The 25346-nt window shown below is 72.2% G+C and carries 13 protein-coding genes; 8 read left to right on the top strand and 5 right to left on the bottom strand.

The window, feature by feature from the left end:
* Positions 1-14: 14 nt before the first annotated feature.
* Genes Van01_RS10625 through Van01_RS10635 form a run of 3 tightly spaced genes read right to left on the bottom strand, consistent with a single transcriptional unit; the run spans position 15 to position 3701 of the window.
* The gene (locus Van01_RS10625; RefSeq protein WP_204005141.1) at positions 15-1229 is read right to left on the bottom strand and encodes an ATP-grasp domain-containing protein; all 1215 of its coding nucleotides are present in this window, start codon (positions 1227-1229) and stop codon (positions 15-17) included.
* Entirely contained in the window at positions 1222-2658 is a 1437-nt protein-coding gene (locus tag Van01_RS10630) for a lyase family protein (protein WP_204005143.1), read from the bottom strand. The genes Van01_RS10625 and Van01_RS10630 overlap by 8 nt, the downstream gene beginning before the upstream one ends.
* A complete protein-coding gene (locus Van01_RS10635; RefSeq protein WP_239098986.1) occupies positions 2655-3701 on the bottom strand; it encodes a pyridoxal-phosphate dependent enzyme in 1047 nt (348 codons plus the stop codon). Before Van01_RS10635 ends, Van01_RS10630 begins: the two co-directional genes overlap by 4 nt.
* A 120-nt stretch (positions 3702-3821) precedes the next feature.
* On the opposite strand from Van01_RS10635, the gene Van01_RS10640 reads away from it, so the two are divergent.
* The 4 genes from Van01_RS10640 to Van01_RS10655 all read left to right on the top strand — a co-directional run bounded on the left by Van01_RS10640 (position 3822) and on the right by Van01_RS10655 (position 9003).
* Positions 3822-4859, top strand: coding sequence for a methyltransferase (locus tag Van01_RS10640; protein WP_204005145.1), 1038 nt, complete (start codon positions 3822-3824; stop codon positions 4857-4859).
* A gap of 240 nt (positions 4860-5099) precedes the next feature.
* Entirely contained in the window at positions 5100-7466 is a 2367-nt protein-coding gene (locus tag Van01_RS10645) for an AfsR/SARP family transcriptional regulator (protein WP_204005153.1), read from the top strand.
* 86 nt (positions 7467-7552) lie between these two features.
* A complete protein-coding gene (locus Van01_RS10650; protein ID WP_204005161.1) occupies positions 7553-7885 on the top strand; it encodes a hydroxyisourate hydrolase in 333 nt (110 codons plus the stop codon).
* A 98-nt stretch (positions 7886-7983) separates the two neighbouring features.
* Positions 7984-9003: a ParB N-terminal domain-containing protein gene (locus Van01_RS10655; protein WP_204005163.1), complete on the top strand. Its 1020-nt coding sequence runs from the start codon at positions 7984-7986 to the stop codon at positions 9001-9003.
* On the opposite strand, the gene Van01_RS10660 is transcribed toward Van01_RS10655, so the two are convergent.
* Positions 8983-10380, bottom strand: coding sequence for a condensation domain-containing protein (locus Van01_RS10660; protein ID WP_308442375.1), 1398 nt, complete (start codon positions 10378-10380; stop codon positions 8983-8985). The genes Van01_RS10655 and Van01_RS10660 overlap by 21 nt on opposite strands.
* Between Van01_RS10660 and Van01_RS10665 the strand changes: the two genes are divergently transcribed.
* Complete coding sequence (locus Van01_RS10665; RefSeq protein WP_204005167.1) at positions 10352-11299, top strand: ferritin-like domain-containing protein; 948 nt, start codon at positions 10352-10354, stop codon at positions 11297-11299. The genes Van01_RS10660 and Van01_RS10665 overlap by 29 nt on opposite strands.
* Before the next feature lie 3 nt (positions 11300-11302).
* Complete coding sequence (locus Van01_RS10670) at positions 11303-12340, top strand: methyltransferase (RefSeq protein ID WP_204005169.1); 1038 nt, start codon at positions 11303-11305, stop codon at positions 12338-12340.
* On the opposite strand, the gene Van01_RS10675 is transcribed toward Van01_RS10670, so the two are convergent.
* On the bottom strand, positions 12327-13523 hold the full coding sequence (locus tag Van01_RS10675) for a cytochrome P450 (RefSeq protein WP_204005171.1): 1197 nt from the start codon (positions 13521-13523) through the stop codon (positions 12327-12329). The genes Van01_RS10670 and Van01_RS10675 overlap by 14 nt on opposite strands.
* A gap of 134 nt (positions 13524-13657) precedes the next feature.
* On the opposite strand from Van01_RS10675, the gene Van01_RS10680 reads away from it, so the two are divergent.
* Both Van01_RS10680 and Van01_RS10685 read left to right on the top strand, forming a co-directional pair.
* Positions 13658-20164, top strand: a complete 6507-nt coding sequence (locus Van01_RS10680) for a non-ribosomal peptide synthetase (protein ID WP_239098987.1) — start codon at positions 13658-13660, stop codon at positions 20162-20164.
* Complete coding sequence (locus tag Van01_RS10685) at positions 20161-25344, top strand: non-ribosomal peptide synthetase (protein WP_204005181.1); 5184 nt, start codon at positions 20161-20163, stop codon at positions 25342-25344. The genes Van01_RS10680 and Van01_RS10685 overlap by 4 nt, the downstream gene beginning before the upstream one ends.
* The last annotated feature ends 2 nt before the right edge of the window (positions 25345-25346 follow it).

Raw genomic sequence — 25346 nt, forward strand, 5'->3', positions numbered from 1 at the left:
GTTTCGACGAACCCTCAGTCGATCGCCACCGGCAACGCGGCGACCGCCCGGTCGGCTCGTGCGCCGGCCTCCGCTGGCGATCGACCCTGGGCGATCACGTATCCGAGCCGGTCCAGGAACGAACCGAGGCGGACGATCCGCTGGCCGGGCCGGGCGGTGACCACCGCGTCGACCACACCGGGAAGCGTCAGCGCCGATGCCGGGTCGGGCAGCGTCCGGACGACACCGTCAGCCGCCGGCAGCAGGAATCGCACGCTGGCGTACCCGGTCCGCACCGCGTTCCGCGGTGGGACACGGCCCGCGCTGCGGGCCACCAGCTCCGCGATCAGATCCTGCCCGGTGGCCACCCGGATCGCCTGCGGGATCATGCCGCCGGCCAGCCTGGGGTTCAGCTCCACCACGACCGCCCGGCCGTTGGTCATCCGTAGCTCGACGTGTGCCGCACCCCAACCCAGCCCGAGCGCGGCGGACGCTGCTCGGGCGCTCTCGGCGAGCAGCGCGGCGGTGCCGGGGTCCACCGCGGCCGGGACATCGTGCCCGACCTCCAGGAACCCTCGAGACTCGTCGACGTGCTTGGCCACCACCGTCCGTACCTCGCCGGCCAGCAGTTCCACGGAGAACTCGGGACCTGGCAGGTAGGACTCGACGAGCACGGCCGCCGGCAGCGGCAGGCCGCGCTCGTCGGTCCTGGTGGCGAGCAGTTCAGCGGCGTGCGTCGCCACCGTGCGCAGGTCGTCACAGCGGCGTACCCCGATCGAGCCGGAACGGCTGACCGGCTTGACCACCACCGGCGCCCCCAACCGCTCCGCAGCCGCGACCGCGGCCGGCACCGATGTCACCACCTGGAATCCGGGCGAGGCGACGCCGGCCGCCGCGAACCGCTCACGCTGGACGCCCTTGCTCCGGGCGGCGGCCAGCCGCTCCGGCTCCTCCCCCGGCACGTCGAGGGCGCGGGCCACGGCAGCGGCGGTGGCGATGAAGTACTCGGAACTGGAGGTCACCCCGGCGACCTGGTGTGCCTGCGCCAGCCCACGGCAGCAGGCCAGCACCGCAGGCGGTGAGCCGGTGTCACACCCGTGGACCGGCAGGTCCAGCTCGGCGGCGTACGGATAGCGGCTTGGATCGGCGGTGACCAGGTGCGGAACGAGACCCAGGTCGCGGGCCCGCTCCGCGAAGAGCCGACCGCTACCTGTCGTGTTGCTCTCCACCAGGATCAGCAGCTCAGCCACGGCAGACCGCCTCACTTGCCGCTCCGAGCGCGACGGCCGCCTCAGCCCATCGCCGGCGCAGGTCGTGCAGATCCGCCCGGAGCCGGTGACGCAGCGCCCAGGCGGCGGCCAGGGTTTCTGCCCGGCTGCCCGGCCCGCCACCGAAGCGGGCCCGGTCGGCGGCGGTACGCGGATCGATCCGCGCCAGCCCCTCGGGTGGCCAGGCCGCGCCGTCGTCGACCGCCCGCAGCACCGCCGCACCGACCCGCCGGTGCGCCTCGCGGAACGGCACCCCCTGACGGACCAGGTCGTTCGTCACAGCCGTGGCCTCGACGAAGCCGCGAGCGGCGGCCGGCTCCATGGTGGCCGGTCGTGGGCGAGCCCCCGCGACCACGAGGGCGGCGAGGGCCAGCACATCCCGTGTGGTCCGCAGCGCCGGCGCGACCGGCGCCATCGCTTCGGTGCCGACCTCGATCGAGTTGGTGAAGGGTGCCGATCGGATCGCGCTCGTCGCGGTCACCCAGGCGCCCAGCACCCGGGTGGGACGGGCCTTCAGATGTTCCAGGACGAATGCGTTCCGCTTCTGGGGCAGGGCCGACGAGCCGCCGACGAGCCAGTCGGGGAAGTGCACGTAATGCACCTCGGACGAGCTCCACAGTTGCAGGTCGGCGGCGAGCCGGGACACCGTGACGGCCAGGTTCGCGGCGACTCCCAGCGCGTCGAGGGAGGCGTCGCGGGAGGCGATCGCGTCCACGGCGTGCAGTGGGCCGGACTCGAAGCCGAGCAGCGCCGCCGTACGCTCGGTGTCGAGTTCGAGGTCGGTGCCGGCCACCGCGTGTGCGCCCAACGGACACCTGCGGATCGCGCGGAGACAGGCCATCATCCGGTCGAGCCCCCGGAGCAGCGCGAGCGCGACTCCGGTGAGGTAGTACCCGTAGGTGATCGGCATCGCCGGCTGGTAGTGGGTGTGGATCGCCATCACGTCGTCGAGGTGCCGGCCCGCCGAGGCGAGCAGCGCCGTGACCAGCCTGCCGCCCTCGGCGACCACATCGGATCCGCGGTCACGCAGCCCGAGTAGCGTCGTGGTGGCGTTCAGGTCGTTGCGGGACCTGCCGGTGTGCAACAGGCCGCCCACGTCGGGTCCGCAGCGCCGGGTGACCGCCTCCTCGTAGGCGAGGTAGATTCCCCGCGGTCGGGGAAGCGACAGCACCGGGGCGAAGCCTTCGGCCTCGATGTCGCGCACGGTACGCAACAGTCGGGCTGCCTTCCCACCCGCGATGATCCCGCGCTCGGCGAGCATCACCAGATGGGCCCGGTCGACCTGGGCGATCAGACGCAGGATCGCCCGGTCGGCGACCGGATCCGACGCCTCGTAGCAGAGCCGCTGCGCCTTGCCGGCGAGGGGACTGGCGATCCGGCCCGTGCCCGGCGACGAGAGCGGTCCGTTCATCCGGCGAGAGCCTGTTCGTCGCAGACCTCGACCAGCGTGCGGCGTCCCCACCGCATCCAGGTCCAGTCGGGATCGCCTGACGGCATCGGCACCTCCCGCGGCCGGACGTCGGCGGACACCCGACGCCGGGGATCGGCGTCGAGCCAGGCCTCGTCGTAGACGGTGTCGATGTAGCGATCCCCCTGGTCGGGCAGCATCACCACGGCGACCCTGCCGGGATAACGAGCCGCCCACCAACGGGCCACCGCCAGGGCCGCCCCCGAGGTCGGCCCGTGGAACAGCGCGTGCCGGCGGTGCAACCGGCGGGTCTCCCGGTAGGCGACACCTGGTGGGCACCAGTGCACCTCGTCGAAGACGGTGTGGTCGAGATTGCGCGGCAGCACGCTGTTGCCGAGCCCGCGCAGCTCGCGTACCTGGTCGGGCTGGCCGAACAGCACGCTGCCGGGTGTGTCGACACCGATGGCGACCAGGTGGGGAAAGTACGCCCGCAGCGCGGTCGCCGTGCCGCACATCGAGCCGCCCGAGCCGACCGGACCGATCAGGGCGTCGATCCGACCGAGCTGACCGGCGAGGTGGTCGACGAGCACCTCGTAGGAGGCCGGATTGCGCGGGTTGTCGTACTGCCGCGGCCAGAAGTGGTCGGGGTGGCGCTCGCGGATCTCAGCCAGCCGGGCCAACCGCATCGTCTGGAATTCCCCGCGTGGTGACGGCGTCGCACACATCTCGATGACGACGCCCAGGTCGGCCAGGCGACGGCAGAGCCGCCGGTCCATGACCGGGTCGGTGACCAGGGTCAACGGGCGACGGATCAGCGCGGCCTTCACCGCGAGCGCCACGCCGAAGGTGCCACTCGTCGACTCCACGATCATCGTGTCGGGCCCGATCTCACCGGAGGCGAGGGCCGTGTCGATGATGTGATGCGCGGGCAGCATCTTCATCAGCTTGAACGAGGCGCCCCAGAGCGAGCCGCCGAGCGGGACCACGGCCGGCATCAGATCCATGGCGACCGCGTCGACGCCCGCTCCAGGAGGAACACGTGTCACGGTGAGCCCGCACCTCCTCGTGATCGCGGCGCGTCGGTCTGTCGTGACGAGCACCATGACACACACCGGATGCCCGGTCTAACGTCTGGCTCAGCCAGCGGCGAGCGGAGGATTGCCGATATGGAGCTTCCACGACATCGGGTCGATCTGCGGGCAATGGTCCGACTGACCGAGCTGGCCGACTACGTCGTGCCGTTCTGTCTCCGGGTCGCCTGCGACCTACGTGTGGCCGACCACCTCGCCGCCGGGCCCCGAGGTGTGGAGGAACTCGCCGAGGTCACCGGCACCCGGGCGGGCCCGTTGCTGCGTCTGCTGAGAACGCTGGCGAGCCGCGAGGTGTTCGTCGAGACCACGCCGACGGTCTTCGCGCTCACCGATCTCGCCCAGCCGTTGCGCAGTGACCACCCGCTGTCTCTGGCCACCGCCTACCCGCTCCTGAGCTGCGACGTGGCCGCCTGGGGGCGTCTCGACCACAGCATCCGCACTGGGCAGGCGGCGTTCGATCTCGTGCACGGCACCGGTTACTGGCAGTACATGGCGACTCATCCGGACGAGAGCCGCCGCTTCGACGCCTCGCAGCGCGCCGCGACACGGCTGGAGCTACGCAGCGTTCTGGGCGCGTACCCCTGGGCTGACCTGCACTCGGTGGTGGACGTAGGTGGCGGTGACGGCGGGTTTCTGGCCGGCATTCTGGCTCGGTTCCGGCACCTGCGGGGCACCCTGTTCGACCTGCCGCACGTGGCGTCCGGCGCGGCGAAGGTGTTCGCCGACGCCGGTGTCTCCGACCGGGCCGAGGCGGTTGGCGGCAGCTTCCTCGACCCGGACGGCCAACAGGTGCCTACCGGCGCCGACGCCTACCTGTTCAAGCGGGTGCTCTACCACTGGGATGACGAAAGCGCCACGGTGCTGTTGCGCAAGGTCCGTGCGGCGATGCGCCCGGACAGCCGGCTACTCGTCATCGAACCCGTGGTCGACCCCGTCGTGGACGGCGAGTCGTACGTCACCGGCCTGCGCTACGACATGCTGCTGCTGGCCATGGCCGGTGGCGGCGCACGTGAGGTGACCGCGATCGAGAAGCTGGTGCGCACCGCCAGCCTGCGCCTGGTGCGCACCATCGGCACCCTCACCCTGCCGATCCTGGAGATCCGCCCCGCGTGACGGGGCAACTCGGACACCGGAGGCGCGTACTTCCACAGTCCGACGCCGGGTGGCGGGTGGCCGGATACCGACATGCCAGTGCAACAGCTGTGATCGATGTTGCTGTTGGGTATCTGCCGTCCGGTTCCTGTCTCCCCGCCCGTCCAGCAGTTACGGTTCGTCCACCCCAGTCTCGGTTAAGTACATCGTCAGTCCAGCCGGCCACACCGGCTGGCGGTGAGCGGGATGGATAGCAGGTCGATGTCTCAGGTCGAGGACTTGCATGACACCGGGAACGGTGCCGACGCACCGGGGGCGTCCATGGAGTTCCGCATCCTCGGGCCGCTTGAGGTGTTGGCGCCGAACGGAGGCATCGACCTGGGCGCGCCGCGCCAACGCATCGTGCTGGCAAGCCTGGTCCTACAGGCCAACCGGGTCGTCTCGTTCGGGCACCTCGTCGAGGCGATCTACGGCGACAACGCCCCGCCCACGTCGCGCGTTCAGATCCAGATCTGCGTGTCCGCGCTGCGCCGCCTGCTGGCCGGACACGGGCACCCCGACGCCATCCAGACCTACCCAACCGGCTACCGGCTCCGCGTCGAGGCGGGCAACCTCGACCTGCACCAGTACGAAGCCCTGATCGCCGAGGCCCGCCAGGCCCGCGACGCCCGGCGGCTCACCGACGCCGGACGCGGTTACCGCACCGCCCTGGGGAAGTGGCGGGGACCGGCCCTGCGCGACGTCGAGAGCGCCGCCATCCGTGCCATCGCGCACGGGCTGGACGAGCGCCGCCTGGCTGCCACCGAGGAGTGCATCGAGGTGGACCTGGGTCTGGGCCGGCACCGGGAGGTGATCCCCGAGCTGACCGAGTTGACCATGGCGTACCCGCTTCGTGAACGCCTCCGGGGCCTGCTGATGATCGCCCTGCACCGATCGGAGCGGCAGGCCGACGCGCTGGACACCTACCGCGATGCCCGCCGCACCCTCATCGACGAGCTGGGGTTGGAGCCCGGTGACTGGCTACGCCGGTTGGAGCACGGAATTCTGACCGGGGATCCGACGCTGGCGCAACCGTCCACACCGGCTCCGCCGGTCGTGACGGGACAGCCGGCGGAAGCAGAACCCGCGCCCCGGCTGCTGCCCACCGACATCAGCGACTTCACCGGCCGCGACGATGAGGTGCGGCTCATCGAGGAGCAGCTGACCGGCGGTGGGCCGCAGCGCACGGCGGTGCCGGTGGTGGTGCTCACCGGCGGGCCCGGGACGGGCAAGAGCGCCCTCGCCGTGCACGTCGCCCACCGGCTCCGCGACCGGTTCCCCGACGGTCAGCTCTTCGTGGACCTGCACGGACGCCGGACCGAGCGGGTGTCCGCGGCTGAGGCGCTGCAACGGTTCCTGCGCGCCCTCGGTGTGCCGCCCGGGGCCATACCTGACGGCGTGGACGAGCGGGCCGAGGTGTTCCGCGACCGCATCGCCCATCGTCGGCTGCTCATCGTGCTGGACGACGCCGCCGGGGAGTCCCAGGTGGTGTCCCTCCTGCCCGGCGACTGCCGGTCGGCCGTGATCGTCACCAGCCGATCTCCGCTCGCAGCGATCCCCGGAGCCACGAACGCGCCTGTCGGTCCGCTACCGCCCCAACACGCGGTCGCACTCCTAAGGCACATCGTGGGACCGGACCGGGTCGACCGGGAACCGGGCTACGTGCTCGACCTGGCCCGGCTCTGCGGCCACCTACCGCTCGCGCTTCGCGTCGCGGGCGCCCGTCTCGCGTCACGACCGCACTGGTACGTCGCGGACCTGGTCGACCGCCTCGCCGACGAGCGACGCCGGCTCGACGAACTCGCCCACGCGGGCATCTGCGTCCGCAGCAGCCTGACCTTCGCGTACGAGTCCCTCTGTGGGGACGCCCGCCGGCTACTGCGGCTGCTGGTACTGGTCAGCCGGTCGTGGGTGTCGCCCTGGGTGGGCGCCGCACTGCTCGACGTGGCACCGGACCGGGCCCAGGACGTGCTGGACAAGCTGTCCGACGCGCAGTTCCTCGAAACGACACAGGAGCCCGGCGGGTATGCCCGCTACCGCCTGCACGAACTGGTGCGGGTGTTCGCCCGGGAGCGGCTGGCAGCGGAGGAGAGCCCGGCGGAGCGGCACGCCGCACTGGAACGGTATCTGGACGCCGTACTGACCTTGCTGGCGGCGGTGGAGCGGGGCAACCGACGGGTCTCCCGACGCCCGCGCGGCGCGGCCCCCATCCGCCAGTTCTCCGACCAGACGGCCGACCGGATCGTGACGCCTGTCGAGCAGTGGTACGAGTTGGAGCACCACATGGTCCTCGCGGCCGTCCGCCAGGCCGCACAGGCCGGTCTTGTCGGTACGAGCGTCGAGCTGGCCGCCGCGGTGGGCCGCGCGACCGAGGCGCTGCCCTACGCCGACCATGTTCGGGAGGCACATCGGATCGCCCTCTCCGCCGCCCGCCGCGCTGGTGACCAGTGCGGCGAGGCTGCCGTACTGTACGCCTCTGCCACGCTGTCGATGGCACAGCTGCGAACCGCCGACGCGGTCCGCGAACTGCTTCGGGCGATGGAGCTGTCCGGGGAGGTGGATGACGTCCATGGGTGCGCCGAGGGGTGAGCGCGAACGGCCGATCGCCGGTCGCGAGGCCCTCGAACCGCCCGAGTCGCCGGCTTTGCGCCGCACGGCCGTCCCGGTGTGACGCGATGGCCGTCTCGGCACGCGCGCTCGACGGCGTTCTCGGCCGGCCCGCCGCCGGCCTGCGTATCCGGTTCGAACGTGACGACAACGGCTGGCGCCCGATCGCCTGGGACGAGACCGACAGCGACGGTTTCGTCCTGGTCTGGCCGGCATCCGGGCCCCGGGCCGGCGCCTACCGACTGGTGCTCGACTGCGACCACTACTTCGTGGGGCTCGGGCTGATCGCCAGCTATCCGGCAGTGGTCGCCGTCTTCCGGGTGGCCGACGAGGTGGAGAGCTACCACCTGGAAGTCGTCCTGGCCCCGGCCGCCTATTCGGTATGCATCGCCGCCTACTGATCTGATTGTGATCGATAGCGCGACGATAAGTGACAGATGTCGAACGGTCGCAGGCTCGGCTGAGGGTGCCACCAGGCCAGAGCGAAAGCGAGCCAGACGTGATCACTTCTGTTGACGCATCGAGCCGACCGACCGACCACCCGACCACCGTCCCCATCTCGGCGCTCGTTCTCGGCGACTCCCCCCGGCTCGCCGGAGAGGACCCCGGACACATCCAGACGCTCGCCGAGGCCAGCACCGAGCTGCCGCCGATCCTGGTCCACCGGGAGACCATGCGGGTGGTCGACGGTCTGCACCGCGTACAGGTGGCACGGCTCAACGGGCAGCAGCACATCGCCGTCACCTTCTTCACCGGGGAGGTCCGCGAGGCGTTCGTACGGGCTGTCGAGGCGAACACCTCGCACGGCCTGCCGCTCACGCTCGAGGACCGGCGCGAGGCGGCCCGGCGCATCATCGCCCTGTTCCCGGAGTGGTCGGACCGGGCGGTCGCCGAGGTGACCAAGTTGGCGCCGCGCACTGTCGGCGCGATCCGCAGTTCGACTGATCCGATTGCGCAGTCGAACACGCGGATCGGCCGGGACGGCCGGACCCGGCCGCTGGAGCCGGCCGAGGGTCGGCTGCGTGCCGCCGAGGTGATCGCCCGCCGGCCGGAGGCGTCGCTGCGTGACATCGCCAGCTCCGCCGGGGTCTCGGTGAGCACCGCCCGGGACGTGCGACTACGACTCAGCTCCGGCGAGAACCCGCTCCCGGCGAGTATGCGGCCGGCGAGCGACGGTCCGGAGACCGACGAGGGCGACAGGTCGACGCGGCGACGCACCTCCCGACCACGGACGACGGCGATCACCCACCCCCGACGGACGTCGGTCGTGCTGGACGTCCTGCGCAAGGATCCGTCGCTGCGCTACACCGACGCCGGACGCTTCATCCTGCGCTGGCTCGACTCGCACGTGGTCGACACACCGGACTGGAATCGGATCATCACCCACATCCCGCCCCACTGCGGGTACACGATCGCCGAGCTCGCGGTCGGCTGCGCCCAGGCATGGCAGCAGCTCGCCGAGGAGTTGCAGGCCGCCATCGACGACACCGTGTCGACGTCACACAGCGTGGCCAGTTGACCGACAGGCGAGATCGGCGACTCGCCGGGCCGGATCGTTCGCCCCCTCGCCGACGATCCGCACGTACCCCTGGAGGAAGTCGGCGGCGACGTCGTCGCTCATCCGGTCGTCGGCCCGGAACAGCACCGCACGAGGCTCGACGCCGATCGGGACCACCGTCTGCTCCAGCGGGAAACGACTGCCCAGTTGCACCGGAAGTTGCAGCTCGAACGTCACGTCGCGGACGGTCGCGGTACGCGCCAGGTCGGCCATCACGTTGAAGACCACGTCGTCCGGCCGCCCCGGCCCCGCCGGGGCGGCCCCGGCCGGCAGCATCTGCACCGGCAGGTCCTGGTTGACAAGCGCGCCGACGGCGGTGCGGTGAGCGACGCGCACCAGGTCCAGAAAGCTCGCCGTGGGGTCGACCGGGGTGCGCAGCAGCACCATGTTGGCGATCAGTCCCACGGTCTCGCGGACCTCGGGCCGGGACCGGTTGGCGAACATCGATGCCACGGACACGTCTGTCTGTCCGGTGTGCCGGTGCAGGTTGGTGCAGAACGCCGCCAGCAGGACCACGAAGGGCGTCGTGCCGATCCGTGCCGCCAACTCCCGCACCGCCGGCAGGACGTCTGGCGGAAAGCCCGCCTCCGCAACCGCCGGTCCGCCGGGGCGCGCACCCTTCGGTTGGCCGAGCCGCGGCGACTGGCCACCGGCCAACTGGTCACGCCAGTAGGCCCGCTGGCGGTCCAGCTCAGCCCCGCGCAGCCGGTCGTGCTGCCACCTGGCGAAGCGGGCGTAGGACCAACTGTCGCCGGTCGGCCTGTCCGGGTCGTCGTAGCAGGCCGCCAGATCGGCCAGCAGCACACCCGTCGAGTAGGCGTCGGTCACCAGGTGATGCAGGTTGAGGCAGAGCGTGTGCTGGTCGGCGGCCAGCCGCCACACCGTCGCCCGGGCCGGCCACTCGTCGACGAGCACCGGCCGGGCGAGTTCCTCGACCATCTCCTGCGACAGCAGCCGATCCGGGTCGACGGCCGTTGAGAGGTCACGCACCTCGAAGGGCATCGGCCGGGGTGGGTGGATCACCTGCGTCAGCCGGGCGCCCCGGCCACGGAAGGTGGTGCGCAGCGAGGCGTGCCGGCGGGCAACCGCGTCGAGCGCGTCCCGCAGCCGGTCGAGTTCGACCGGACCACGGATCCGGCACAGCAGTGGGCAACTCAGTGCCCCGAAGTCGGCGCGGTAGTGCTGGATCATCCACAGCAGACGCTGGGAAACCGATGCCGGTGCCTCCCCGTGGTCGGGGCCCGGAGCAGGAATGGGTGCCATCCCACACGCGTACCCTGCCGGCCCCGTCTCCGCTAGCGTCGCCAGGGTGTCCAGGCATTCCGTCTCGTCATCCATCGACACACACCTTGACTGGAACTACGACGACCGCGTCGGGTCGACCTTCCGCACCCTGTACGAGCGGGGCGTCCGAGCGCAGTGGAGCGCCGACGACGTCGACTGGAGCGTGCCCGTGCCGTATGGGGCGCCGCTCCCCGACGACTCGGCGTTCGCGATGTCGGCGTTCCGGGCTTCGCCGCTGGCCGCACGGGGCCGGCCGATGTGGGACGCTTTCCGTTGGGAGTTGCAGGTGTGGATGGTCAGCCAGTTCCTGCACGGCGAGCAGGCGGCGATGGTGGTCGCCGGGCGGCTCGTCGGCAGCCTTCCCGACCTGGACAGCAAGCTCTGCGCCGCGAGTCAGGCGATCGACGAGGCCCGGCACCTCGACGTCTTCTCCCGCTACCTGCGGGAGAAGGTGGGCGATTCCTACCCGGTCTCACCGCCGCTGCGTGAGCTGCTCGACGATGTCCTCCTCGAGTCGCGTTGGGACGTCACGGCGCTCGGCATGCAGATCATGGTCGAGGCCGTCGCGATGGCCGCGTTCCGGCTGGCCGAGTCGACGTTCCACGACGACCTGATTAAGGACCTCACCCGCCGGGTCGGCCGCGACGAGGCCCGCCACGTCTCCTTCGGCGTGCTCTCGCTGGAAGGGCTCTACCAGCAGCTCACCACCGCCGAGCGGGCGGAGCGGGAGGGGCTCGTGCTCGACGCGGCCGAACTCATCAGGCGTCGGTTCCTGCTCGTCGACATCTGGGAACGGCTGGACGTCGATCCCCGGGTCGGAGCCGAGTTCGCCGCCACCGACCCGCTGATGGTCCGTTACCGGCAGGCGGTCTTCTCCCGGGTGTGCCGAGCGCTGCGGCAGGTCGATCTGCTCACCGACCGGGTCGTCGGTGGTCTGATCGGGCTCGATCTGCTGCCCACCACGGGGCGCTGACCGATGAGCACCGAACGGATACCCCTCGACCTGCCCGCCGTCGCGAAGCTCGCCGACCTGGCCGACTACGTGACGCCGCTGGCGCTGCGGGCGGTCGCCGAACTCGGCGTCGCCGATCTCCTGGCCGACGGGCCGCTGCCTGTCGACACGCTCGCCGACCGGCTCGGCGTACATGCGCCGACGCTGCTGCGAACCCTGCGGGCACTTGCCGCACGAGGTGTCTTCACCGAGGTCGAGCCCGGGACGTTCGGTCTGACCCCACTGGCCCGCCCGCTACGCGCCGCGCATCCGCTGTCGCTGCGCGACGCCTATCCACTGCTTCCGGCCGACCTGCAGGCATGGGCCTACTTCGCGGAGACGCTGCGGACCGGTGAGCCGGGGTTTCCGCTCGCCCACGGCGTCGACTACTGGACCTACCTCGCGGCCGAGCCCGAGCAGAGCGCGAGGACCGACCGCTGGATGCAGAGCGTGAACCGGTTGCACCTCCGGACCGTGCTGCCGGCCTACGCATTCGCCCGGTTCGGCACCGTCGTCGACGTCGGCGGTGGCACCGGCGCGTTTCTCGCCGGCCTGCTGGCCCGCAACCCGAGGATGCGCGGCGTGCTTGTCGACCTGCCGCACGTCGTCGACGCCGCCCCTGACGTGTTGGCCGCCGCCGGGGTGGCGGATCGCTGTCAGGTCGTTCCCGGCAGCTTCTTCGAGGCCCTGCCGGGCGGCGCCGACGGCTACCTGCTCAAGACCGTGCTGCCCGGCTTCGACGACGACGCCGCCGGGTCGATTCTGAGCCGGGTCCGCGAGGCGATGCGCGACGACTCGCTGCTGGTGCTGATCGAGGCGGTGCTGCCGCCCGGCGACGCGTTCGACGTCGCCAAGCTCTTCGACGTACACACCCTGGTGCTGACCGGCGGGTGCCACCGCACGTCCGAGCACATGGAACGGCTGCTCACTGACGCCGGACTGCGGCTGGTGCGGGTGATACCGACCGCGACCGTGTCCGTCCTCGAGGTGTCCCCGGCCGGACCTGCGGTCAGACGGTCGTGAACCGCAACGGCAGTCGCGCGTACCCCCGGAACGGGCTGCCCGGCTCGCGTGCCGCCGCGCCCGCCGACCGCAACGTCGCGCCCCGGCGCACCAGCCAGCCGAGGACCGCTGACGCCTCCTCCCGGGCGAGGTAGGCACCGAGGCACAGGTGGGCACCGCCACCGAAGGCCACGTGCGGGTTCGGGTGACGCGTGATGTCGAGCCGCCCCGGGTCGGCGAAGGCCGCCTCGTCGTGGTTGGCACTGCCGAGCATCAGCACCAGCACCCGACCCGGCCGGATGGTGCGGCCACCGAGTTCGACAGGCTCCCGCACGAGCCGGGCGACGCCCTGGATCGGGCTGTCGTAACGGAGGAACTCCTCGACAGCGGCCGGGATCAGCGACGGATCCTCGCGTAGCCGCCGCTGCTGCGACTCGTCGGCCGCCAGCGCGGCGAGCCCGGTCGCGATCAGGTGGACGGTCGTCTCGAACCCGGCGAAGAACGCGAACACCGCGTTGTCGACGACCTCGTCCCTGGTCAACGCGTCACCGTGGTCCTCAGCCGCCAACAGCTGGGACAGCAGGTCACCGCCCGGGTCGGCACGCCGACCGGCCAACTGGTCGGACACGTACTCCCGAAGCCAGGTGGCGGCGCTGTCGGCCCGCGGGCCGGCCTCCTGCGGCACGATCTGGTTGAAGGCGCGGCCCAGGTCGGTGGCCCGCTGCCGTAGTTCCTCGCCCGCCGTGACCGGCAGGTCCAACAGTCGGCAGATCACCTGCACCGGCAGCGGGTAAGCCACCTCGGCCACCCCGTCGAACTCGCCCCGCTCCCAGGCCGCGCTGAGCAGTTCGTCGGCGATCGCGCCGATGTCGGCCCGCATCGCCCGGACCACGGCCGGGGTCAACGCCTTGCCGACCAGCCGGCGCAGCCGCGTGTGCGCGGGCGGGTCGCGGTAGAGCAGGATCCGCCGCAGCAGCTGGGTGGCCGGTCCACCGCCGCCGGAGACCCGGTGGTAGTCGGCGGGAAACTCGCTGCCCAGCCGGGGATCGCGTAGCAGCGCGGTCACGTCGGCATGGCGGGTGACCCCCCAGACGCCCGGACCGAACCGGCACAGTGGGCCGGCCACCCGCAGGTCGGCGTAGGTGGGATACGGGTCGTCCAGGATCTCCAGGGGCTCGACCCTGCGGGGCAGGCTGCTCGACATCGGCCCAGTCTCGGCGGACCGTCCATACGGGCCAAGCGTGCTCCCCTGTGCTGGCCCGCGTGTGGTCGATCCGCTCGACGGCACCCACCCCCTTTGATTAGCTAGCGCCCGTTCCGGTCATGCTGGGAGGCGCGGTGCAGAACCCCACCGACGCGAGCGCAGTGACCCTCGCGGACATCCGGCGCGATGTCGCCGACCTGCTCGGCTGCCCGCCGACGCAGCTCGACGACGACAGCGACCTGCTGCATCTGGGTCTCGACTCGATAAGTGTGATGCGGTTGGCGGCGGGCTGGCAGGCCGCCGGGGTGCCGGTCACGTACGGCGACCTCTTCCAGTGGCGCACCGTGCGGCAGTGGTGGGACCTGATGTCGGCGTTGCCCGGGAGCGCCGTACCTGCCGCACCGCCGCCTGTCGATCCGGTCGATGCCACAGGGGCGTTCCCGCTCGCCACGATGCAGCACGCCTACTGGGTAGGCCGGTCCGACGGCGTGCCGCTGGGTGGGGTCGGCGCCCACTTCTGCAACGAGTTCGACGGCGAAGGCGTCGAACCCGGGCGCCTGGAGCGGGCGGTGCACGCGCTGATCCGCCGCCACCCGATGCTGCGGGCCGCTTTCGCGGACGCCCAGCAGCGGGTGCTGCCCGACTCCACCTGGCGGCTGACCGTCCACGACCTGCGCGACCTCTCGCCGGCACAGCGCGACGAGGCGTTGCTGCGGGTACGCGACCACATGTCACACCGTCGCCTGCGGGTGGAGGTGGGCGAGGTCTTCGACGTGCAGCTTTCGCTGCTGCCCGACGGCGCCACCCGGGTACACGTGCAGATCGAGATGCTCGTCGCCGACGCCCACAGCTTCCGGGTGCTCCTCGCCGACCTGGCAGCTCTCTACCTGGGTCGCGACGACCGGCTCGCCCCGCTCGGCCTGACCTTTCCCGGGTACCTGGCGTCAACCGGCGCCGATCAGCCGCCGGCCGACGACGTGGCCTACTGGCGCGACCGGCAGGACAGCCTGCCCGGCCCGCCGCAACTGCCGCTGGCCACTGCACCCGCCGCCGTCCACGGGCACCGCGTCGGACGCCGGCACCGGAGCCTGGACCCGGCCGCGGCCACGGCGGTGCGGGAAACCGCGCACCGGCACGGGCTCACGCCGGCTGTCGCGTTTCTCAACGCCTTCGCCGACGTGTTGGCCACGTTCAGCGCCGACGACAGGTTCGTGCTCGGCCTGCCGCGCTACGACCGACGCCCGGTGCACCCCGACGTCGGCGCGGTCGTCGGTGATTTCACGAACCTTGTCCTCCTCGAAGTGGACGTGGCCGGCTGCGTGACATTCGCCGGCCGGGCCGCAGCTCTGCAGGAGCAGCTACGCCGCGATCTGGCCCACGGCGGAGTCAGCGGCGTCGAGGTGCTCAGGCAACTGGCCCGGCTCCGGGGAACCGGGGCGGTCGGGGCGCCGGTGGTGTTCACCAGCGCGCTCAGCCTCGGCGACCTCTTCGCACCGGAGGTCCGGCGCTGTTTCGGGACGCCCGGCTGGACGACGTCGCAGACGCCCCAGGTCTGGCTCGATTTTCAGGTCACCGAGCGCGAGGGTGGGCTGTTGCTGAACTGGGACGTGGTCGAGGAACTGTTCCCGCCCGGGCTCGTCGACGCGATGTTCCAGGCCTACAGCCACCTTGTCGATCGGCTCGTCACCGAGCCGGACTGGGAACGGACACTGCCGGTGGTGCTCGATCCGGCGGTCGCCGCCCGCCGGGCGGCTGTCAACGCGACCGACACGCCGGTACGGGAGCGACGGCTGCACGACGACTTCTTCGCGTACGCCGACCGGCATCCCGACCGGGTGGCACTCTGCGGTACCGACGGCTGCTGGCACTACGGGGAACTGGCGCGGCGGGCCGATGCCCTGGCCGCGACGCTCACCAGCCGGGGCCTGGCCGACGGTGACAGTGTGGCCGTCACCCTCCCGAAGGGTTTCTGGCAGGTGGCAGCCGTGCTCGCCGTGCTCCGGGCCGGCGGGGTGTACGTGCCTGTCGGCCCGGACCAGCCAGCCCCGCGCCGGGCCGCCATCCTGGCGCGGGCCGGAGCGCGGTTGGCGATCACCGCCGACGCCGACACCGAGCCGGTCGTCGAAACGGTTCCGCAGGCCGGGCCGACCGCCACCCACACCGCGGCAGCACGTACCGACCCCCCGGCCTACGTGCTGTTCACCTCCGGGTCGACAGGTGAGCCCAAGGGCGTCGAGGTCGGCCATCGGGCTGCCCTGAACACGATCGACGACCTGACCCGGCGGTTCGCCGTCGGCCCGGACGATCGACTGATCTCCGTGTCGGCCCTCGACTTCGACCTGTCCGTGTTCGACATCTTCGGCGCGCTCGGCACCGGGGCGTCCCTCGCGGTTCTCGGGGAGCAGGAGCGACGCGACGTCGCCGCCTGGTGCCGGCTCGTCACCGACTGGCGGGTCACTGTCTGGCAGTCGGTGCCGTTGCTGCTCGACGCACTTTTGTCCACAGTGGCCGAGCGCGGCGGGCTGGTGCCGCTGCGGCTGGCTCTTGTCGGCGGGGACTGGGTGGGGCCGGAACTGTCGGCGCGGCTGGCCCGGGTCGCGCCGGAGGCCCGCCTCATCGCGCTGGGTGGCACCACCGAGACCGCTATCCACTCCACGATCCAGGAGGTCCCGCCCGTACCGCCGGCACACTGGTCGGCGGTGCCCTACGGCCGACCGCTGGCCAACCAACGGCTACGGGTGGTCGACAGGCGGGGCGACGACCGCCCCGATTGGGTTCCGGGGGAGCTGTGGATCGGCGGCGCCTCGGTGGCCTGTGGTTACCGTGGTGATCCCGCCCTGACCGCCGACCGCTTCGTCACCGGTGCCGGTCTGCGCTGGTACCGCACCGGCGACCTGGCTCGCTGGTGGCCGGACGGCACAGTGGAGTTCCTCGGCCGCGCCGACCACCAGATCAAGCTTCGCGGTCACCGCATCGAGCCGGGCGAGATCGAGGCCGTCCTGCGGGCCTGTCCGGAGGTCAACGACGCCGTGGTAGTGGCCGTCGGCGCGGCGGCGCACCGGCGGCTCGCGGCAGCAGTGGTGCCGTCCGACGGTACCGAGACTGTGGATCCGCAGGCGCTGCACGAGTGGGTCCGTGACCGGCTGCCGGCAGCCATGGCACCCCAGTCGTTCGTGGTGCTCGCCGCGCTCCCCTCCTCGGCCAACGGCAAGGTCGATCGCCGCCGGATCGCCGACCTGCTCGCGGCCGCCCCGACGCGCCCGGTTCACCGCGACCCGGTAGGCGCCCGGGAGCAGCGGTTGGCGGAGCTGTGGGCCGGGTTGATCGGACTCGACGTCGTCGGCCGCGACGACAGCTTCTTCGCCATCGGCGGCGACAGCCTGGTTGCCACCCGGATGCTGGCCCGGCTGGCCGCCGACGGCTTCGCCGGTGCCGAGCTGAGCCGGCTGTACGCCACGCCGGTGCTCGCGGACTTCGCCGCCGGCCTGTCCGAGCTGCCGGCGGGCCCGTCCGCGTCGACGCCGATCGTGCCCGATCCGGCGCACCGGTACGACCCGTTCCCCGCCACCGACGTGCAACGGGCCTACTGGCTGGGCCGTCGCGACGACTTCGCGCTCGGCGGCGTCGGCTCGCACTGGTACTGGGAGTTCGACGGCAGCGGCGTCGACATCGCTCGGCTGGAAACGGCAATCGGTCGGCTCATCGAACGACACGACATGCTGCGCGCGATCTTCGACGAGGACGGGCGGCAGCGCGTACTGGCCCGGGTGCCGACCTTCCGGATCGCGGTGACCTACGCCGACGCCGACGCCGTCACCCGGATGAGGGGCACGCTCGCCGAGCGGGTGCCCGACCCACACCGGTGGCCGCTGCTCGAGGTCCGCGCGGTGTGTTACGGCGGCGACCGGACCGCCATCGGGTTCAGCTTCGACTACATCGTGCTGGACGCGCTGAGCATCGTGCGGTTCTTCGCCGAACTGTCCACGCTCTATCGCGACCCGGCCGCCGAACTTCCGCCCGTCGACGTGACGTTCCGCGACTACGTCGTCCAGGCGGCCCCGCCCCCGACGGTGCGCGCCACCGCCGAGACCTGGTGGTACGAGCGGATGGCCGACCTGCCCCCGGCTCCGGCGCTGCCACTGGCCCGCGATCCGAACACCGTGCGACGGCCCCGGTTCCGTCGGCGGGAGGCACGGCTGTCCCCCCGCCAGTGGCAGGGCCTGCGGGACCGGGCCCGGCAGGCGGGGGTCACCCCGGCCGGCGTGCTGCTGGCCGCGTACGCGGACGTACTCGGACGGTGGTCGGCCAGCACCGACCTCACCCTCAACGTCACGATGTTCAACCGGCGGGACGTGCACCCGCACGTCGACCGGGTACTCGGCGACTTCACGTCGCTGGCCCTCGTACCGGCCCGGCTCGCACCCGGCCAGCCGTGGACGGCGACCGTCCGCCAGGTGCAGCAGGCCATGTGGGAGAGCGTCGAGCACGGCGCGGTGTCGGCCCTGTGGGTGCTGCGCGAGCGCCTACGCCGGGACCGCGACGCCGGTCCGACAATGCCTGTGGTCTTCACCAGCGCGCTCGGCGTCGCGGACGAGCTGACCGGTCTGCGGTTCCCGTTCGGCGAGCTGGTGCACGGCCTGTCCCAGACCCCGCAGGTGTGGCTCGACAACCAGGTCATGGAACGCGCCGGTGGGCTCGTGGTGACCTGGGACGGCGTCGACGAGCTGTTCCCGCCGGGCCTGCTCGACGATGCCTTCGACGCCTACCGACGGCTGCTGGAGTGGCTTGCCGGCGCGTCGTGGGAGCAGTCCGCGCCCGACCTCGTACCGGCCGCGCAGCGCCGGGTCCGCGACGCGGTGAACGACACCGCAGGCCCGGTGCCGGACAGCGGTCTGCTCGACGGGTTCCTCGACCAGGCGGCCCGCCGCCCCCACGCGCCGGCCCTGGCCTGGGGTACCGGCGTCGGCGGCATGAGCTACGGCGCGCTTGCCGACTCGGCGTTGCGGGCGGCGCGGCGACTGCGCGATGCCGGGGTGGCCACCGGTGACCGGGTAGCGGTGAGCCTGCCCCGGGGACCGGCGCAGGTGGTGGCCGTGCTGGGGGTGCTGGCCGCCGGGGCGAGCTACCTCCCGCTCGGTGTCGACCAGCCGGCCGATCGCCGCGACCGGATCCTGCGGGCCGCCGGTGTCCGGCTGGTCGTCGGTTTGTCCGGCACTACCGAGGTGGTGCCTGTGGTCACGCTCGACCTGGCGGTCGACCCGCTGCCCGCTCCGGCGGCTGTCGACCCGGACGCGCTTGCGTACACCATCTTCACCTCGGGCTCCACCGGCACGCCGAAGGGTGTCGAGATCACCCACCGGGCCGCGTTGAACACGATCGCCGACGTCAACAGGCGGTTCGCGGTCGATGCCGACGACCGGGTGCTGGCGGTGTCCGCGCTCGACTTCGACCTGTCGGTCTACGACCTGTTCGGCATCCTGGGCGCGGGCGGCACTGTCGTGCTGGTGGCCGACGAGGACCGGCACGAGCCCCGGAAGTGGGCGGCGCTTGTCGCGGCCAGAGGCGTGACCGTGTGGAACTCCGCGCCGGCACTGCTCGACATGCTGCTGACCGCGGCCGATCCCGGCGCGCTGCGGACCCTGCGGCTGGGCCTGGCCTCCGGCGACTGGATCTCCCTGGATCTGCCGGACCGGTTCGTCGCCGCCGCCGCGCCCGCGGCCCGGTTCGTCTCGCTCGGCGGTGCCACCGAGGCCGCGATCTGGTCCAACTTTCATGAGGTCAACACCGTCGAGGAAGGCTGGCGTTCGATTCCGTACGGTCGGCCGCTGCGCAACCAACGCTTCCGGGTGGTCGATCCGCGTGGTTTCGACTGTCCCGACTGGGTCGCCGGAGAGCTGCGCATCGGTGGGGTCGGCCTGGCGGTCGGCTATCACGACGCACCCGACCTCACCGCGGCCTCCTTCGTGGACGGTCCCGATGGGCGCTGGTACCGCACCGGCGACCTGGGCCGGTACTGGCCGGACGGCACGCTGGAACTGCTCGGCCGCACCGACCTGCAGGTCAAGATCGGTGGATACCGGGTCGAACTGGGCGAGGTCGAAGCGATGACCGTGCGGCAGCCCTCGGTCACCGGCGCGGTGGCGCTCGCCGTACCGGCCGCGCGGGGCCGGCGGCTCGTCCTGGCGGTACAGGCGGAGCCGGGTCACGAACCGCACCCCGAGGACATCCGGCGGCAACTCGCCGAGCGGCTGCCCGGGTACATGGTCCCGGAGCGGATCGTGGCGGTGAACCGCTTCCCGGTGACCGCGAACGGCAAGGTCGACCGGGCGCGCGTGGCGCGACTCTTCGACGATCAGCCGGCCGGCGATGGCGAGCCGCCCGACGGACCGGCGGAGACCCTGTTGGCTGCGGCGTGGCGGCAACTGTTGGACACCTCGCACATCGGCCGCCGCCACAACTTCCTCGAACTCGGTGGCGACAGCCTGCTGGCCACCCGGCTTGTCGAGTTGCTGCGCCGCGAGCACGGCGTCGAGCTGGCGCTACGCGATGTGCTGGCCGCACCGACGCTGGCGGAGATGGCGGCCGCCGTGGACCAGCAGTTGAGGCTGACCAGTGGGCCGGTGGACGAGGGGGTGCTGTGAACACGACGGCGGCGCGGCTGGTGCAATCGTTGGCCGAGCAGGGCGTACGGCTCTGGGTCGACGGCGGACAGCTACGGTTCCGAGCGCCGCAGGGCGTACTCGACGACAGTTCCCGCGACGCGGTACGCGCGGTACGCAAGGAGATCATCGCCTACCTTGAGCGGGGTACGCCCGAGGTCGTGGCCGACCCGGAGGCCCGGCACGAGCCGTTCCCGGTCACCGACGTCCAGTCGGCCTATCTGCTCGGCCGGACCGGTTCGTTCGCGTACGGCGGGGTGGCCTGCCACGGTTACGGCGAGCTGACGTACAGGCGGATCGACGAGGTGCGCATGGTCCGGGCCTGGCAGGAGGTCGTCCGCCGGCACGACATGCTCCGTGCCGTCGTCGACTTGGCCGGCACCCAGCGGGTGCTGCCCGACCCCCCACCGCTGCCGGTCGCGATATCCGACAGGCGCGGCAGGCCGGTCGAGGAGTACGAGGCCGCGGTGCTGCGCAACCGCGCCGAACTGGACCACCGAGTGGCCGACCCGACCCGGTGGCCGCTCGTGGAGGTACGCCTCACCCTGCACGACGAGGCCACCGTCGTACATGCCTCGATCGATTTCCTGGTCGCCGACTTCGTAAGCGTGCAGGTGATCCTCGACGAGGTGCACCGGCTCTACCTGGAACCCGAGGCGGAACTGCCCGCGCTGGAGTTGACGTTCCGCGACTATCTCGCCGCCGAACGCCGCTGGCGGGAAGCGCACCACGAGACGGCCCGCCGCTACTGGCTCGACCGGCTACCCGACCTGCCCCCGGCACCGGCGCTGCCTGTGCTCACGTCGCCACCCGAGCCACGGTTCCGCCGCCGGGCCGCCGTCGTGTCGCCGGAGAACTGGCGGCGGCTACGCGACCAGGCCCGCCGTCACGGGGTGAGCCCGTCGACCGCCGTGCTCACGGCGTACCAGGAGATCATCGCGGCGTGGAGCCGGAGTCCGGCCTTCACGATCAACGTCACGCTGCTCAACCGGCTGCCGCTGCATCCGCAGGTGCCGGCCCTCGTCGGCGACTTCACCTCGGTCTCGCTGCTGGCCCGGGACGGCGTCGGGGCCACCTTCGCCGACCGCGCCCGCGAGACGCAGCTACGGCTGTGGCAGGACATCGACCACCGCGCGTTCAGCGGAGTCGAGGTGATGCGTGAGATCACCCGTCGCAGCGGCGCCGGTGCCGCCATCTTTCCCATCGTGTTCACAAGTGCGATCGGGCTGGACACCCCCTCTCCGCCGGACGCGCCGACCCTCGGCCACGGCATCAGCCAGACCCCGCAGGTCTGGATCGACTGTCAGAACATCGAGCGGGACGGTGGCCTGTCGACCACCTGGGACGCACGTGAGGGAGTGCTTCCCGACGTCCTGCTCGACGATGCCTTCGCCGCCTACGAGGACCTGCTGGCCCGACTCGTCGACGGTTCGGCCTGGTCGGCCGCGTACCCGGTCGGACTGCCGGCCGCCCAGGCCCGGCGGCGGGCCGGCGTCAACGCCACGGCCGGGCCGGTGCCGGCCGGCCTGCTGCACGACGGCGTCGTCGCGCAGGCGATCCGGCACCCCGACCGGACGGCGGTGATCGACGCCGCCCGCACCATGACCTACGGCGAGTTGCTGGTGCACGCCAACGGCGTCGCGAACGCGCTTCTCGGCGCCGGTTGCCGCCCGGGGGAACTGGTCGGGATCACCCTCGGCCGCAGCTGTCACCAGGTGGTCGCGGTGCTGGGAACGCTGCTGGCCGGCGCGGTGTACGTACCTGTCGACCCCGCCCACCCGCCCCGGCGCCGGGCCGAGATCGTCGCGCGCTCCGGCATCCGGATCGTCCTCACCGACGCGGCGTCCGCCGCCGGACCGACCGGGACGACCGCGATCGTCGTCGCCACCTGTGCTCCCGCCGCCCGGCCCCCTGAGATTCCACCCACCCGCCCCGACGAACTCGCCTACGTCATCCACACCTCTGGCTCGACCGGAGTACCCAAAGGCGTCATGATCAGCCATCGCGCCGCCCTCAACACCGTCGCCGACGTCAACGCCCGCTTCGGAGTCGGGCCAGACGACCGTGTCCTCGGCCTCTCCCAGCTCGGTTTCGACCTGTCGGTCTACGACATGTTCGGTCCGCTCAGCCGCGGTGGCTGCCTCATCGTGCCGGCCACCGACCGGCGCAACGATCCGTCGCACCTCGCCGCGCTGGCCGCCGCCCACGGTGTGACGATCTGGAACTCGGTCCCGGCCCAGATGCAGATGCTCGTCGACTACCTGACCGCGACGCCGACCCCCGGCCTCGACAACCTCCGACTGGTGCTGCTCTCCGGCGACTGGATCCCGGTGCCCCTCCCGGACGCGGTGCGCCGGCACCTGCCCGCCGCCCGCGTCGTGAGTCTCGGCGGGGCCACCGAGGCCGCGATCTGGTCGATCTTCCACCCGGTGGACCAGGTGGACCCGGCCTGGCCGAGCATCCCCTACGGGCAGCCGTTGACCAACCAGTCCTGGTACGTGCTCGACCAGGCCATGCGCCCCCGGCCCGACCTCGTGGTGGGTGAACTCTTCATCGGCGGTCTCGGCGTGGCCGACGGGTATCTCGATGACGCCGACCGCACCGCCGAGCGTTTCCCGATCCATCCGGAGACCGGGCAGCGGCTCTACCGCACCGGCGATCTGGGGCGGTACCTGCCGAACGGTGACATCGAGTTCCTCGGCCGCGAGGACCACCAGGTCAAGATCCGGGGCTACCGGATCGAGCCGGCCGAGGTGGACACCGCTCTGGCCACCCATCCCGCCGTCGGTCGGGCCGTGACGATCGCCGTCGGCGAACCACCCCTCGGGCGTCGGCTGGTGTCCTTCGTCGAACCCGCCCACCACCCGGAACCCACGCCGGCCGAGCGCACCGCCGTCGCCCGTCCGGTCGCCGACAGTGCCCGCCACGCCGGTGCCGAAGCGCTCGATGGCGTGGACCTCGGGGCGTACCGACGGTTCACGTCGGCGCTCGACCGGGCCGCGCTGCCCGGCATGGTGCTGGCCCTGCGCCGACTCGGGCTGTTCGGGGCCCAGGACGCGGTGCACACACCCGACGAGATCGCCGCGGTAACCGGCCCACGACGCCGCCTGGTGCGCCGCTGGCTACGGGCGCTCACCACCGAGGGTTACCTCGCGCCCGCCGCCGGCCTGCGGCTGGTCCGGCCGGTCGACCAGTCCGACGCGGACCGGGCCTGGCAGGAGGTCGACAGGTTCACCCACCCCGACGACGCAAGCCTGGTCGGCTACTTCCGGGCCAGCCTGGACCGGCTGCCGGACCTGCTCCTCGACCATGCCGCAGCACGCGACCTGCTCTTCCCGGAAGGGCGGATCGACATCTCCCGCAAGCTCTACGAGGACGCGCCGTTCAATCGCTGGGCCAACGCCGCCGCAGCCGGGGCCGTACGTCGAATCGCGGCGGGCCGGCCGGCCGGCTCGCTGCGGGTGCTGGAGGTGGGTGCCGGCGCGGGCGGCACCACTGCTGCGGTTCTCGCCGCCCTCGACGGCGTCGAGGTCGACTACCTGTGCACCGATCTGTCCCCGTTCTTCCTCGCGCACAGCCGGGAACGGTTCGCCGGGCACCCCGGGATGCGCTGGGCCACAGTCGACCTCAACTCACCCGCGCGGGACCAGGGACTGTCGCCCAACACCTTCGACCTCGTCGTCGCCGGTGACGTCCTGCACGCGTGCACCGACATCGACAGCACCCTGCGCAGCCTGGCTGAGCTGCTGGTCCCCGGCGGCTGGTTGGTGGCGCTGGAGATGACCCGCGACCACTACCAGATCATGACCTCGCTCGAACTCCTGCTCTCGCCCGACAACGAAGCCGGCGACTTCACCGACGCCCGCGCCGCCACCGGCGGTACCTTCCTCGACCCGGGGTCCTGGCTCCGCGCGCTGGCCGGGGCCGGCGGCGCGAGCCGGGTCAGCCTGCCCGAGGGCGACGAACCCGCCGGCACGCTGGGGATGGGCCTGTTCGCCGCCCGGTTCAAGGACCACCGGGCCGCCGCCACGCCTGACGAGCTGACCGCGCACCTGGCCGAGCGGCTCCCGGCCTACCTGCTGCCGGCCGCGTTCCAGGTGCTCGACACGCTGCCGCTGACCGGCAACGGCAAGGTCGACCGGGCGGCGCTGCGGCAGCTGGCGCCTGGGCCCGCCGTCCAGGGCCCGGCGGCTGACGCCACAGGATCGACCACCGCCACGTCCGCAAGTGACCTGGAGCGTCGACTCGCCGCCATCTGGGCCGCCGCGCTCGGCCTCTCCACTGTCGAGCCGACCGCCAACCTGTTCGCGCTCGGTGGCGACTCGCTCGTCTCGGCCCGGATCGCCAGCCAGGTCCAGGCCGAGATTCCGGAAGCCGGGGACCTGTACTTCGACGAACTGCTGCGCGAGTTGCTGGAACGCCCGACCGTACGGGAACTGGCCCGGTGGGTCGCCGCCGGCCGGACCGCACCTGTCACCCCGGCGGCCGGGTCAGAACCGGTGACCGACGAGGGTTCCCCGGTGGTGCCGCTGCGTGGCCGGGCGGACGACGGTCCGACGCTGACAGTTGTGCACGACTGCGCCGGCTCCCTGGAGTTGTGGCGGACCTTCGCGGCATCCGCCGACGGGGCGTACGTCCAGGGGGTGGACGCGACCACCGTACGCGCCCTCGACGCCGGCTTCGGCCTGGACCGACTCGCCGCCGAGCAGGCCCGAGCGATCGCCGCCGTCGGCCCGGGAACGGTGCGGCTGGTCGGCTACGGGTACGCCGCGCTGCTCGCCCTGGAGATCGGCCGAGCACTTGCCGACGGCGGCACCATCGTCGACCGGGTGGTCATCGTCGGCGGTCGACCCGCCCGTGGAGCTGTGGGTCCGGCGCAGATGCGGGCCGCGTTCACCGAGGAGACCGGCCGAGCACCGTCGACCGACGAGCTGTCCGCCTTCACCGCGCTCTACACAGCCCTCGCCGCCCACCGACCCACCCTCTACGCCGGTGACGTCACCCTCGTCCGCTCCGTCGACGACGATGACGCCGACGAGTTCTGGGCGGACCTGTGCCTCGATCCGGCGCAGGTCGTCGAGGTGGCGTCGCCCCGCCGCGACCTTCCCGCCGCACCGGAGACCCTCGCGGCGGCCCTGCCCGACAGCGGGACGAGAGCGTGATC

The organism is Micromonospora andamanensis (assembly GCF_016863495.1).
GTDB lineage: Bacteria > Actinomycetota > Actinomycetes > Mycobacteriales > Micromonosporaceae > Micromonospora > Micromonospora andamanensis.